Source organism: Streptomyces jumonjinensis, assembly GCF_009600885.1.
In the GTDB taxonomy this organism is placed as follows: domain Bacteria; phylum Actinomycetota; class Actinomycetes; order Streptomycetales; family Streptomycetaceae; genus Streptomyces; species Streptomyces jumonjinensis.
The window spans coordinates 131,163-143,511 of the sequence record NZ_VCLA01000194.1 but is presented as its reverse complement, the minus strand read 5'-3'; the positions used below and the strand labels follow the sequence as shown (position 1 = coordinate 143,511).

Below are 12,349 nucleotides of genomic sequence, written 5' to 3'. Positions count from 1 at the left end.
GGCGCATGCCGCCGCACGCCCCCGCCTCAGAGCTGCGACGGCGGCGGATGCGAGGCCCCCGGCAGCCGGATCACCGCCAGGGTGCCGCCGCCCGCCGCCGGTTCCAGCCGGATCTCACCGCCCGCCTGCTGAACCGTGCGCGCCACGATCGACAGACCGAGCCCCGACCCCGGCAGCGACCGCGCGGAGGAGGAGCGCCAGAACCGTTCGAAGACATGCGGCAGCTCATCGGCCGTGATGCCGGGGCCGTGGTCGCGCACCGTCAGCTCGCCGCCCTTGAGCCGCACCTCGACCGTGCCGTCCGGCGGCGAGAACTTCACCGCGTTGTCCAGCACATTGACCAGCGCCCGCTCCAGCGCCGCGGCCTCGCCCCGGACGTACCAGGGCCCGAGATCGGTCGAGAACTCCAGCTCGGGGCCGCGCAGCCGGGCCCGGGCGAGCGCCGCCTCGGTGATCTCGTGCAGCGCGATCACCGTCAGCGGCCCGCCGTGGACGGCGTCCGGCCGCGACAGCTCCTGGAGATCGCCGATCAGCGACGCCAGCTCGGCCATCTGCGCCTTCACCGACGCCATCAGCGCCTGCCGGTCGGCGGCCGGGATCGCCCGGCCGGTCTGCTCGCTCCGCGCCAGCAGCTCGATATTGGTCCGCAGCGAGGTCAGCGGCGTACGCAGCTCGTGGCCCGCGTCCGCGATCAGCCGGGCCTGGCGGTCCCGCGAGGAGGCGAGCGCGGCGGTCATCGAGTTGAAGGAGCGCGACAGCCGGGCGATCTCGTCCTCGCCGTCCGCGGGGATGCGCACGGTCAGATCCTCCGTACGCGCCACATGCTCCACCGCCTCGGTGAGCCGGTCGACCGGCCGCAGCCCGGTCTGCGCGACCAGCAGGCCCGCCGCGCCCGCGCCGATGACCCCGACGCCCGCGAGACCGGTGAGCAGCAGGGCGAGCCGGTTGAGCGAGGTGCTGATCTCGTCGAGCGGCCGGGACACGGAGATCGCGATCCGGGTGCCGTCCCCGAGCAGCTCCTGGGTGGTGTGCACCCGCACCGGGTCGCCGTCGTCGGTGACGCTGTTGTGCAGGGTGGTCCCCTTGGCGCCCCGGGCGACGGCGATGTCCGTGGGCTGCACCCTGACCGGCTCGGAGTACGGGCTGACGCAGCGGTTGCCGTTGACGTCGATGAGCTGGATGTACGCGAAGGACGGGGAGTTCTTGCGGTCCGTACGCTGCTGGGAGCAGTTGTCGTACGCCTCCTGCACCATCCCCGCCGGGGCGGTGGTGTTACGCAGGGTGTTGTTGAGCTCCTCGTAGAGCTGGGCCCGGGTCAGCAGCCAGGAGACGACGGCGACGGCCGCGACGGCGACCGCGACGGCGGTGGCCACCAGCAGCGCCAGCCGGGATCTCAGGGGCAGCGTACGGAACCGTCCGGTGCGTCCCGTCACCCGTCACCGCCGCCCGAGCGCAGGACGTACCCCACGCCGCGCACCGTGTGCACCAGACGGGGTTCACCGCCGGCCTCCGTCTTGCGGCGCAGATACATCACATACACATCCAGCGAATTGGAGGTGGGCTCGAAATCGAAGCCCCAGACCGATTTGAGGATCTGCTCCCGGGTCAGCACCTGCCGGGGGTGGGCCAGCAGCAGTTCGAGCAGGGTGAACTCGGTACGGGTCAGCTCGACCGGGCGGCTGCCCCGGTGGACCTCGCGGGTGGCCAGATCCATACGGAGATCGCCGAAGGAGAGCACCTCGTGCCCGTAGTCGATCCCGGCGGCGCCGGCCGCCGTGGCGTAGGAGCGCCGCCGCAGCAGGGCGCGGATACGGGCGAAGAGCTCGTCGAGCTCGAACGGCTTGACCAGATAGTCATCGGCTCCGACGTCCAGGCCGGTGACCCGGTCGCCCACGGTGTCACGGGCGGTGAGCATCAGAATGGGCACGGTGGAGCCCCCGCCGCGGATACGGCGGGCGGCGGTCAGCCCGTCCATCCTCGGCATCTGGATGTCCAGGACGATCAGATCCGGGCCGTAGGACTCCGCCTTGGCGAGGGCGTCGACGCCGTCGACGGCGACCTCGGTCTCATAGCCCTCGAAGGCGAGACTGCGCCGGAGCGCCTCGCGGACGGCCGGCTCGTCGTCGACGATGAGGATGCGCTCGCCTTCACGGGGGTCGCCTTCACGGGGAGTCGTCATGACACCAGCCTCGCACGGGCCGCTGTCCGGGTGCGGCTCAGCCGTCGCCGTCGCGGAGATCGCCGAGGACGCTCTTGACGGTGTCGACGGGGATGGCGAAGCCGAGGCCCACGCTGCCCGTGCCGGAGTCGCCCGAGGTGCTGGTGCTGGGGGAGTACATCGCGGAATTGATGCCGATGATCTCGCCGCGCATATTGATCAGCGCGCCGCCGGAGTTGCCCGGGTTGAGGGAGGCGTCGGTCTGGATGGCCTTGTAGGTGGTCCTGGAGTCGCCGGTGTCGCCGTTGAACTCCCGCCCGCCGAATTCGAAGGGCCAGCCGCCGCTCGGCGGCTGACCTCGGCCGGGCTCCTTGGCCACGGTCACATCGCGGTCGACCGCGGAGACGATTCCGCTGGTGACGGTCCCGGTCAGACCCCCGGGGGAGCCGATGGCGACGACTTCCTCACCGACCTTGAGCGTGCTGGAGTCGCCGAGGGTCGCGGCCTGGAGACCCCGGACCCCCTGGAGCTTGACCAGGGCGAGATCAAGGTCGGGGTCGGTGCCGATCACGTCGGCGGTGTGGGTGCTGCCGTCGTTGAGCCGGACCTTGACGGTGTCGGCCCCGGCGACGACGTGGTTGTTGGTGATGACCTCGCCGTCGGAGGTGATGATCACCCCGGACCCGGTGGACTGCCCGGAGGCGTTGTCGGCCTGGATCTCTACGGTGCTCGGCATCAGGGCCTGGGCGACCCCGGCGACGGTTCCTGAGCTGCTGGCGGACACATTGGTCCCGCTGATCCCGTTCCCGCCGCCCCCGCCGGGCTCCCCCGTCACCCGGTCGAGCAGTACGGAGGTGCCGCCTCCGACAGCGGCGGCGGCGATGGCGACGGCGACGAGCAGCGCGACGGGCCGCCTGGCCCTGGCCCGGTGCGGGTGGGGCGGCTGGGCGGGCGGCGGCGGGTAGGCGGAGTCGTATGCCTGGGGGTGGTAGGGCTCGGGCTGGGGCTGCTCGTCGTGGTGGAGGTCCGTCATGGGAACGACTGTCCCGGCCGGAGATGAGAGGAGTCTGAGCTGCCACTGAGAACCGGGCGAGAAGTGCGTAGGGCCCGGATAAGGTCAAATCGCCCTCATGCTCCGGGTCCGCTCGGTATTACCCGGCGTGACCTGCCGGACCGGTAGGGGTCCTGGAAGACCGTCCATCCCGCCCGGCCCGCGTCAGCGGCGACAAGGCGTACAGCTCCCGCCGAGATCGCCGCTGGCTCCGGGCGTGAACGGTGAGGGTCCGCCTGCGGAGGGCAGAGCCCATCGTGGTGTGCTGCCGACGAGGTCAGCTCGGCTGGTCTCCGGTGTAGCGGTAGATCGCGCCGGCGGAGTTGACGCACCACGCGGTGCCGTCGGCGGCGACGCCGATGTCGACGGCGCTGCCCGGGATGTTGGTCCACGGCTTCGCGTCGTGGCCCGTGTACCGGTACAGCGCGTCCGAGGAGTTGACGCCCCAGACGTGGGTCCTGGACCCGGCCGAGATGCGGGACAGGCTGCCGGAGATGTTGACCCAGTCGGTCGAGCTCTGGTCTCCGGTGTAGCGGTAGATTGCGCCGGCGGAGTTGACGCACCACACGGTGCCGTCGGCGGCGACGCCGATGTCGACGGCACTGCCCGGGATGTTGATCCAGGGGTTCGCGTCGTGACCGGTGTACCGGTACAGCGCGTTCGATGAGTTGACGCCCCAGACGTGGGTTCTGGACCCGACCGAGATCGCCGAGAGACTGCCGGAGATGTTCTTCCAATCAGCCATTCATGTGCCCTTCGCTTTGGACTGTCGCAACGGGTACTTGGCGCGTGCCGATGGCATATAAACACCTCTGCATGCCGACGAGGTGCTCGAATAATCTGAAAATGAACGTTTATTTCTGCCCGTTCGACTGGTGTACAAGGTCCGGGTGGTCTCTGCGGTGCATACAAGGCCGAAACTGCCGTAACCCACAAGAGTGATAGGTGGGCATCCCGTTGGCGTCCGAGCTCAGGGTGGCGAAAATAGCCGCCCCGCCACTCCTCCTGAGGGGAGCGACGGGGCGGGCTTGGTCAGGCGCTTGTGTGCTTGGCCAGGGTGACGAGTCCGGCGAAGGCGGTGGGGGAGAGCATCAGCACCGGTCCGGAGCGCCGCTTGGAGTCCCGGACCGGGACCACGCCGGTGTAGTCGTCGGAGATCGATGCCTGCACCCTCTACCGGTGCCATCCGGGCGGGCACAACTTCCAGTGCGCCGACCCGGAGTACGAGGCGCTCCGCACCGGTCCCGCGTACGCACGGCTCGCCGCCGCGATCCACGGCCGCCTGGCCGCGACGGACCGAACCGCCGTCGCCGGTGATCGCATATGAGGCGAGCGACGGCCTGCCGCCGCAAGGGCCCCCGCGAGGGCCCCCGCAGGGACTACCCGCAGCCGCACGACCTCCGGATCACCAGGCCCGAGGGGAACTGGCGCACCCGCTCGCGGCGGGAGCCCGCCAGCCGGAGGCTCTCGTCCAGGACCAGATCGACGGCCGCCCGCGCCATCGCCGGGCGGTCGGAGGCGACGGTGGTGAGCGGCGGGTCGGTCAGATGGGCTTCCTTCACATCGTCGAAGCCCGCGACGGCCAGCTCCCCGGGTACGTCGATCCGCAGCTCCCGGGCCGCCCGCAGCACCCCGATCGCCTGGTCGTCCGTGGAGCAGAAGATCGCCGGCGGGCGCTCCGGGCCCGCCAGCAGCTTCAGCGCGACCTGATACGCCTCGTACCGGTTGAACGGGGCCTTGAAGAGCCGGCCCTCCACCGAGCGGCCCGACTCCAGCATCGCCCGGCGCCAGCCCTCCACATGGTCCGTCACCGGGTCGCCGACCGGCGGCGTCGTGTCCGGGCCGCCGAGGCAGGCGACATACGCGTTCCCGTGCTCCAGCAGATGACGGGTGGCGAGCTGCGCGCCGCCGATGTCGTCCGTGACCACGGCCACGTCGTCCATCGCCTCCGGGCGCTCGTGCAGCAGCACCACCCGGGCGTCCCACGCCTCGATCTCCTGCGCCGCCTGCTCGGTCAGCCCCTGGCTCACCAGGATCAGTCCGGCCACCCGCATGCCGAGGAAGGCCCGCAGATAGTGGACCTCCCGCTCACGGCGGTAGTCGGAATTCCCGACCAGAACCATTTTTCCGCGCTCGGCCGCCGCCTGTTCGACCGCGTGCGCCATCTCCGCGAAGAAGGGCTGCCGAGCGTCCGGCACGATCATGCCTATGAGGTCGGTACGCCGCGACGCCATCGCCTGGGCGACCCGGTCCGGCCGGTACCCCAGCTCCTTGATGGCTGCGAGCACCCGCTCGCGCGTGGCCGGGGCGACCGGCCTCGGTCCGTTGTTGATGACATAGCTGACGACGGCGGTCGAAGTCCCCGCCAGTCGCGCAACATCGTCCCGCGTCACCTTGGCCACGCGCGGCAGTCTACGCGGGGTGACCTACCTCTGGGCAGGGCGTACGGCGGCTTTCTGCTGTTCGGCGGCCTCCTCCGAACGAGCGACGGCCGATACGGCCTCCGCCGCCTCCCGTTCGGCCTTCTCCGGCACCCCGAACCGGTAGCCGACGTTCCGTCCGGTTCCGATGAGGGACTCGTGCTCCGGGCCGAGCTTGGCGCGCAGCCGCCGGACATGGACGTCCACCGTGCGCGTGCCGCCGAAGTAGTCGTAGCCCCAGACCTCCTGGAGCAGCTGCGCCCGGGTGAAGACCCGGCCCGGGTGCTGCGCCAGATACTTCAGCAGCTCGAACTCCTTGAAGGTCAGATCCAGGACCCGGCCCTTCAGTCTGGCGCTGTAGGTCGCCTCGTCCACGGAGAGATCGCCGTTGCGGATCTCCATGGGGGAATCGTCCATGGAGATCTGCTGGCGGCCCATCGCGAGCCGCAGCCGTGCCTCGACCTCCGCCGGTCCGGCCGTGTCGAGGAGTACGTCGTCGATGCCCCAGTCGGCGGTGACGGCGGCGAGTCCGCCCTCGGTCACCACGAGGATCAGCGGACAGCCGGGCCCGGTGGACCTCAGCAGCTGGCAGAGCGACCGCACCTGGGGCAGATCGCGGCGGCCGTCGATCAGGATCACATCGGCGCCCGGGGTGTCGACCAGGGCCGGGCCCTCGGCGGGGGCCACCCGCACGCTGTGCAGCAGCAGCCCGAGAGCGGGGAGCACCTCCGTCGACGGCTGGAGGGCATTGGTCAGCAGCAGCAGCGAGCTCATCGCACACCGCCTGTCTGCGCGCGGTTCGTCGTCTCGGGGTGGTGCACGGTTCGCTCGCCCATTGCGTCGGTTCCTCCTCGGTCCCTGCGAGGACATGGTGCTGCGGCCCTGCTTCGTACGGTTGGTTCACCTGCCTGTAACAACAGGCCGGAAACACAAAAGGACCCGGGGGCTGCTTCGCCCGGATCCTCTTCCGAGCAGAATAACCCACATGACTTCTGAGCCAGCGGGCCGATTTCACACTGTGGACGGTTCCATGGCCCGTTCCGGCTCTAGGTACAAAACTACCCGTACCACCCTTATCGCCGCTGATGGCGTCCGCATCGACGCGGAGTACCGGCCGTCTGCGGAGGGAACCTCCGCCACCGCCGTGGTGCTCGCCCACGGCCTCACCCACTCGCTCGACCGGCCCGCCGTACGGCGGGCGGCAGCCGTGTTCGCCCAGCGTGCGGCGGTGGTGACCTTCTCCTTCCGGGGCCATGGCCGCTCCGGCGGACGCTCCACGGTCGGCGATCGGGAGGTGCTCGATCTCGCGGCGGCCGTGCGCTGGGCGCGCACTCTCGGCCACCCCCGGGTGGTGACGGTCGGCTTCTCCATGGGCGGCTCGGTCGTCCTGCGCCACGCGGCGCTCTCCACGGACGGCCGGGGGCCGGCGGCCGGGACGGACCGGGGGCGTATCGAAGCACGGACGGCGCGGGAGGGAGCGCGCGCCCGGTTCCCCGCCCCCACGGAGGCCGCCACGACCGCCTCCGAGGCCGCCCCGGAAGCCGTCATGGCCGCCCCCGGGCCGGAGCCCTCGGCCCACCCCGACGCCGTGGTCTCCGTGAGCGCCCCCGCCCGCTGGTACTACCGGGGCACGGCCCCGATGCGGCGGCTCCACTGGATGATCACCCACCCGCTGGGCCGCCTGGTGGGCCGCTACGGGCTGCGCACCAGAATCCAGGGCCGGGCCTGGGACCCCGTACCGCTCTCCCCGGTCGCGGCGGTCCCGCTGATCGCCCCCGTCCCGCTGCTGATCGTGCACGGCGACCGCGACCCCTACTTCCCCCTGGACCACCCCCGCGCGCTCGCGGCGGCCGGCCCCGCCGAGCTGTGGATCGAGCCGGGCATGGGCCACACCTCCTACGCCCGCAAGGCGTCGGGGGACCCCCGGAACGCCGACGACGACCGGCTGTTCGCCCGTATCGCGCAGTGGCTCGCTGCCCCGGAGCCGCCCGCCCATGGCCCATGATGGAGGCCGACGAAAGGAGTCGCCCATGCCGGCGGGGACGATCCGCTACTGGGCCGCGGCCAAGGCCGCGACCGGGACGGCCGAGGAGCCCTATGCGGCGGAGACGCTCGCCGAGGCGCTCGCCGAGGCACGCGGGAGGCACCCCGGGGAGCTGACCCGCGTCCTGCTCCGGTGCTCGTTCCTGGTGGACGGCGATCCGGTGGGGACCCGGGACCATGAGACCGTACGGCTTGCCGAGGGCGGCACGGTCGAGGTGCTCCCGCCGTTCGCAGGAGGGTGAACCGCACACCATGAGCAGCGATCAGCAGTATCCGTACGATCCCTACGCGCCGCAGCCGCCGCAGCCGCCGCAGCAGCAGTATCAGGCGTACGACGCGTACGACCCGTACGCCCAGAACCAGGGGCAGTACAGCCAGGGACAGGGGCAGTACGGCCAGGACCAGGGGCAGTACGCGGAAGGCCAGGCCCAGGGCCCGTACGCCCAGCAGGGATATCCGCAGCAGCCCGGCCACCACCAGGACGCCGCCCAGACCTGGGAGGGCGAGACCTGGGACACCACGTACCAGCCCGTCGTCCCGCCGCTGCCGGCCGCCGCCGAGGAGACCGCGTACCTTCCGCCGGTCACCGCCGGCCATCCGCTGCCTCCCGAGGCCCCCGCCGGGCCGTACGCACCGGCCCCGCACCCCGCCCCACAGGCCCCGCCCGCCCCACAGGCCCCCGCCGCCGAGGGCTACAGCGCCCCCACCATGGGCGGCAACACCCGGGTCACCGACGCTCAGCGCGCCCGCGCCGAGGGCCGTTCCCCGATCATCGCCCCGGGTATCCAGCCCGCCGCCCTGACCGCCGTGCTCGCGCTGCTGCTCGCGGCCGGCGCGGCCGTCGGCCCCTTCGGCCTGGTCGTGCCGCTGGTACTGCTCCAGGCCGTCACCGCCGCCGGATGGTTCCGGCTCAACGGCATGTGGCCCGCCCGGCAGGGCATCGCGCTCGCCTTCGCGGGCGGACTGACCGCCGACGCCGTCCTGCTCTCCGTGGGCCGGGAGAACGCCCCGCTCGCCCTGCTCGGCACCCTGGGCGTCTGGGTGCTGATCACCCTCGTGCTCCAGCTCCGCAGCCACGCCGGGGCCGATGAGCGGATGTACGGACTGATGGCCACGGTCGCGTCGGCCGCCCTCGCCGTCATCGCCGCCGGGCATCTCGCGGCGGCGGACGACGCCGTGGTGGTCGGCGCGATCGCGGTCGCCGCCGCCGTCGTGGTCCGCGCGCTGCCGCTGCCGGGGGCCGTGTCCGTCGCGGCGGCGCTGCTCGCCGCCGGATTCATGGGCTTCGTCGCGGGCGGGATGACGGACCTCCCCACCGCCGGGAGCGGACTGCTCGGTCTCGCCGCGGGCGTGCTCGCGCTGGTCGGGCTGCGGGTGGCGAGCTATGACTATCCGTCGCGGTTCGTCCACTTCACGGCCGGGGTGGCGCTGCCGCTGACGGCCGCCGCGCCCGCCGTCTATCTGATCGGCCGGGTCCTGGTCTGAGCCGTCCGGCGTGCCCGCTCCGCTTTCCGCTTCGCGAAGATCATCGACGCCCGGCCGGGGAACCAAACCCCCCGACCGGGCGTCGGTGTCTGAGGACAGGCGTCACAGTCCGGGCCCGGTCTCCGCCGGACTCAGGACCGGAAAGGGGCGCGTAGACGGATGAATCAGGCAGGGGACCTCCGGCCATGCGTGCACTGCGAATAACTCTGATCATCGCCGTGATTCTGGGCGTGGTGTTCACCGCGCTGGACCGGATCGCGGTCAACTTCGCCGAATCCGAGGCGGCGGAGAAGATCAGAACCAGTCAGGGGCTGTCCTCCGCTCCCGAGGTGTCCATCAACGGCTTCCCCTTTCTCACCCAGGTCGTGGGCAAGCAGCTCGACGACGTCGACATCAGCCTCTCCGGCGTCGCCGCCCTCGCGGGCGAGCGGGTCGTGAGGGTCTCCGAGGTCCGGGCGGAGCTCTCCGAGGTGACGATCGACAGCGGCTACACCTCCGCCGTCGCGGCGCGCGCGGAAGGCTCCGCCCGGATCTCGTACGAGGACCTCGCCCAGGCCGCCCCCGAGGGCGCTGTCGTCGGCTACGCGGGCCCCGAGCGGGCCGCCAAGAACCAGGTCAAGGTCACCGGCCCGCTGGTGAAGATGCTGGAGGGCGCGGGCCTGCGGCTCCCGGACACCGCGAGCGCCCTGCTCGGCGACCGCACCGTCACCGCCTACAGCACGGTCGAGATCGCCGGCGGGGACGCGGTCCGGCTGAAGGCCGAATCGCTGCCGGAGCTGCCCGTGCCGGGCTTCGACGCCGATCTGCGCCGGGCCATGGACTACGAGCTGGACATCGAGGGGATCCCCGTGAGCCTGAGGCTGAACCAGGTGACGGCGGACGAGAAGGGGCTGAAGGTCATGGGCACGGGCCAGGGCGTGACCCTGGTCGGCTGACGCCTTCCGCTGTCGTCTTCCGTTGACGGCTTCCGCACGGATCGGGCCGGGCCCTCGTGGGCCCGGCCCGTCGCACATCGGCTCAGGGGCTCAGGGGCTCAGGGGCTCAGGGCGTCAGCCGAAGCAGGCGGCCCCGCCAGGAGAGAAAAACGGCTGATGGCCGCATTCTGAGACGGCTCTGTCCGATGGGCAGAAGATTCCCGGGACGGGGGCCTCCGGGACGCCCGGCGCGACGGCCTCGCCCCGGAATCTGTCCCGCATGGCGGACGATCGCATCTCAATATGCGAAACACCGGTGACATGGCGGCCGACACGTCCCTACGATCGGACGCATGAAGCAGCGACAGGCGGATCTCACGAAGCGGCGGGCAGTCGATCTGTGCCGCGTCGCCGCCATGCTCTGTCGCGCCGTCTGAGCGGGAGCCCTCACCTCTTCCGCCCCCCGGCCCTTCGACCTCTGATCAGGGCCGCCCCCTCGCGGTACGCCGCGTCTGACGCGTATCCGCGTACCTCTTCTTCGCACTTCTTTGCACTTCTTCGCACCAAACCGCCGCACACTGCCCCGGAGGAGAAAAGCATGAGCCGCAGCGACGTCCTGGTCGACGCCGACTGGGTCGAGGCACACCTCGACGACCCTCAGGTCGCCATCGTCGAGGTCGACGAGGACACCTCGGCGTACGAGAAGAACCACATCAAGAACGCGATCCGGATCGACTGGACCAAGGACCTCCAGGACCCGGTCCGCCGAGACTTCATCGACCAGGCGGGCTTCGAGCAGCTGCTCTCCGCCAAGGGCATCGCGAACGACACCACCGTCGTCCTCTACGGCGGCAACAACAACTGGTTCGCGTCCTACGCCTACTGGTACTTCAAGCTCTACGGCCACGACAGCGTCAAGCTCCTCGACGGCGGCCGTAAGAAGTGGGAGCTGGACTCCCGCGACCTGGTCGACGGCGACGAGGTGCCGCAGCGCGCCGCCACCGCGTACCAGGCCAAGCCGCAGGACAGCTCGATCCGCGCCTTCCGCGACGACGTGGTCGCCGCCATCGGCGCGCAGAACCTGGTCGACGTGCGCTCCCCCGACGAGTTCAGCGGCAAGCTGCTCGCCCCGGCGCACCTGCCGCAGGAGCAGTCGCAGCGCCCCGGCCATGTGCCGAGCGCCCGCAACATCCCGTGGTCCAAGAACGCCAACGACGACGGCACCTTCAAGTCGGACGACGAGCTCAAGGCGCTCTACGTCGACGAGCAGGTCGACCTGGCGAAGGACACCATCGCCTACTGCCGTATCGGTGAGCGCTCGGCCCTGACCTGGTTTGTGCTGCACGAGCTGCTCGGCGTCCAGAACGTCAAGAACTACGACGGCTCCTGGACCGAGTACGGCTCCCTGGTCGGTGTGCCGATCGAGCTCGGCTCCGGCAAGTAATTTCTGAACCGCGGACATTTGGAGAGCTGTATGTGTGGAGCGAAGGCCGGCGGCCCCGACGCCTCGACGATCAAGCCCGGTGAGACGACGATCCAGGGCCAGGTGACCCGCGACGGCGAGCCCATCACCGGCTACGTCCGGCTGCTGGACTCGACGGGCGAGTTCACCGCCGAGGTGCCGACCTCGGCGACCGGGCAGTTCCGCTTCTACGCGGCGGAGGGCACCTGGACCGTGCGTGCCCTGGTGCCGGGCGGCACGGCGGACCGTACGGTCGTCGCGCAGACGGGCGGTCTCGCGGAGGTCGCCATCGCGGTCTGAGCGCCGTCGTCACGGTCTGAGCGCCGGGACGCTGCTCTGAGCACCGTCGTCACGGTCTGAGCACCGTCACCGCGATCACGGGCCGCGGCATCGCTTGATCGCCGCGGCCCGCTCGAACGGCCGAAGGGCCGCATCCCCGGGGGTTGGACGCCACTGGATCGGGGTGCGGCCCTTCGGTCGTGCTCACGCCCGTGCCCATGCCGTACGGGGCGCGGGGTACGGCCCCGCCGCCGTACGCTGGAAGCATGTACGCACGGCGACGGCGTGCCTATTTCCTGCTGATGGGCGGATGCCTGTTTCTCTTCGTCTCCGCCTGGGCCGTCGTGCGGCTCTGGTCGGTCCCGGTGGCCGTCGGCATGTGCGTGGTCGCCATGATCATCCCGCCGGTCGCGGCGGTGGTCGCCAATCGGCGGGGGCCGGACGACCGCTGGTGGGACGACCCCTCCGGGGACCCCGAGTCCGATCGCTGGTGGGACGAGCTGGACGGCAAACGCCGCCGCTGACCCGGGGCCGATG

At 71.3% G+C, this 12,349-nt stretch carries 14 protein-coding genes and 1 pseudogene; 8 read left to right on the top strand and 7 right to left on the bottom strand.

Features of this window, described 5'->3' with window-relative positions:
* Nucleotides 1–26: 26 nt before the first annotated feature.
* The 7 genes and pseudogenes from FF041_RS33185 to FF041_RS33155 form a co-directional block, all read right to left on the bottom strand.
* Nucleotides 27–1,433 (bottom strand): sensor histidine kinase, encoded by a 1,407-nt coding sequence (locus FF041_RS33185; RefSeq protein ID WP_323393423.1) that lies wholly within the window; start codon nucleotides 1,431–1,433, stop codon nucleotides 27–29.
* Nucleotides 1,430–2,179, bottom strand: a complete 750-nt coding sequence (locus tag FF041_RS33180; protein WP_153526166.1) for a response regulator transcription factor — start codon at nucleotides 2,177–2,179, stop codon at nucleotides 1,430–1,432. Before FF041_RS33180 ends, FF041_RS33185 begins: the two co-directional genes overlap by 4 nt.
* A gap of 37 nt (nucleotides 2,180–2,216) precedes the next feature.
* The gene (locus FF041_RS33175) at nucleotides 2,217–3,191 is read right to left on the bottom strand and encodes a S1C family serine protease (RefSeq protein ID WP_153526165.1); all 975 of its coding nucleotides are present in this window, start codon (nucleotides 3,189–3,191) and stop codon (nucleotides 2,217–2,219) included.
* 295 nt (nucleotides 3,192–3,486) lie between these two features.
* Nucleotides 3,487–3,954, bottom strand: coding sequence for a tectonin domain-containing protein (locus tag FF041_RS33170; RefSeq protein ID WP_228388800.1), 468 nt, complete (start codon nucleotides 3,952–3,954; stop codon nucleotides 3,487–3,489).
* Nucleotides 3,955–4,241: 287 nt separating this feature from the next.
* Nucleotides 4,242–4,352 (bottom strand): annotated as a pseudogene (locus FF041_RS33165) (DUF397 domain-containing protein); the annotation flags it as partial.
* Nucleotides 4,353–4,588: 236 nt separating this feature from the next.
* Entirely contained in the window at nucleotides 4,589–5,611 is a 1,023-nt protein-coding gene (locus FF041_RS33160) for a LacI family DNA-binding transcriptional regulator (RefSeq protein WP_323372304.1), read from the bottom strand.
* A gap of 24 nt (nucleotides 5,612–5,635) precedes the next feature.
* A complete protein-coding gene (locus FF041_RS33155) occupies nucleotides 5,636–6,403 on the bottom strand; it encodes a response regulator transcription factor (RefSeq protein ID WP_153526164.1) in 768 nt (255 codons plus the stop codon).
* A 211-nt stretch (nucleotides 6,404–6,614) separates the two neighbouring features.
* Here FF041_RS33155 and FF041_RS33150 point away from each other — a divergent pair, with 211 nt between their 5' ends.
* From FF041_RS33150 to FF041_RS33120, 8 genes are all read left to right on the top strand, one after another.
* The gene (locus FF041_RS33150; RefSeq protein ID WP_153526163.1) at nucleotides 6,615–7,634 is read left to right on the top strand and encodes an alpha/beta hydrolase; all 1,020 of its coding nucleotides are present in this window, start codon (nucleotides 6,615–6,617) and stop codon (nucleotides 7,632–7,634) included.
* Between the two features lie 25 nt (nucleotides 7,635–7,659).
* Nucleotides 7,660–7,914: a MoaD/ThiS family protein gene (locus tag FF041_RS33145; protein WP_153486559.1), complete on the top strand. Its 255-nt coding sequence runs from the start codon at nucleotides 7,660–7,662 to the stop codon at nucleotides 7,912–7,914.
* Between the two features lie 10 nt (nucleotides 7,915–7,924).
* Complete coding sequence (locus FF041_RS33140; RefSeq protein WP_153526162.1) at nucleotides 7,925–9,157, top strand: hypothetical protein; 1,233 nt, start codon at nucleotides 7,925–7,927, stop codon at nucleotides 9,155–9,157.
* A gap of 185 nt (nucleotides 9,158–9,342) precedes the next feature.
* The gene (locus FF041_RS33135) at nucleotides 9,343–10,092 is read left to right on the top strand and encodes an LmeA family phospholipid-binding protein (RefSeq protein WP_194292277.1); all 750 of its coding nucleotides are present in this window, start codon (nucleotides 9,343–9,345) and stop codon (nucleotides 10,090–10,092) included.
* Nucleotides 10,093–10,424: 332 nt separating this feature from the next.
* Nucleotides 10,425–10,508 carry a putative leader peptide gene (locus FF041_RS40655; protein WP_350807544.1) on the top strand — a complete coding sequence of 28 codons (84 nt, stop codon included), beginning with the start codon at nucleotides 10,425–10,427 and terminating at the stop codon, nucleotides 10,506–10,508.
* 161 nt (nucleotides 10,509–10,669) lie between these two features.
* On the top strand, nucleotides 10,670–11,515 hold the full coding sequence (locus FF041_RS33130; RefSeq protein WP_153526161.1) for a sulfurtransferase: 846 nt from the start codon (nucleotides 10,670–10,672) through the stop codon (nucleotides 11,513–11,515).
* Between the two features lie 30 nt (nucleotides 11,516–11,545).
* On the top strand, nucleotides 11,546–11,833 hold the full coding sequence (locus FF041_RS33125) for a DUF1416 domain-containing protein (protein WP_153486555.1): 288 nt from the start codon (nucleotides 11,546–11,548) through the stop codon (nucleotides 11,831–11,833).
* Between the two features lie 197 nt (nucleotides 11,834–12,030).
* On the top strand, nucleotides 12,031–12,336 hold the full coding sequence (locus FF041_RS33120) for a DUF3099 domain-containing protein (protein ID WP_153526208.1): 306 nt from the start codon (nucleotides 12,031–12,033) through the stop codon (nucleotides 12,334–12,336).
* Nucleotides 12,337–12,349 lie beyond the last annotated feature (13 nt).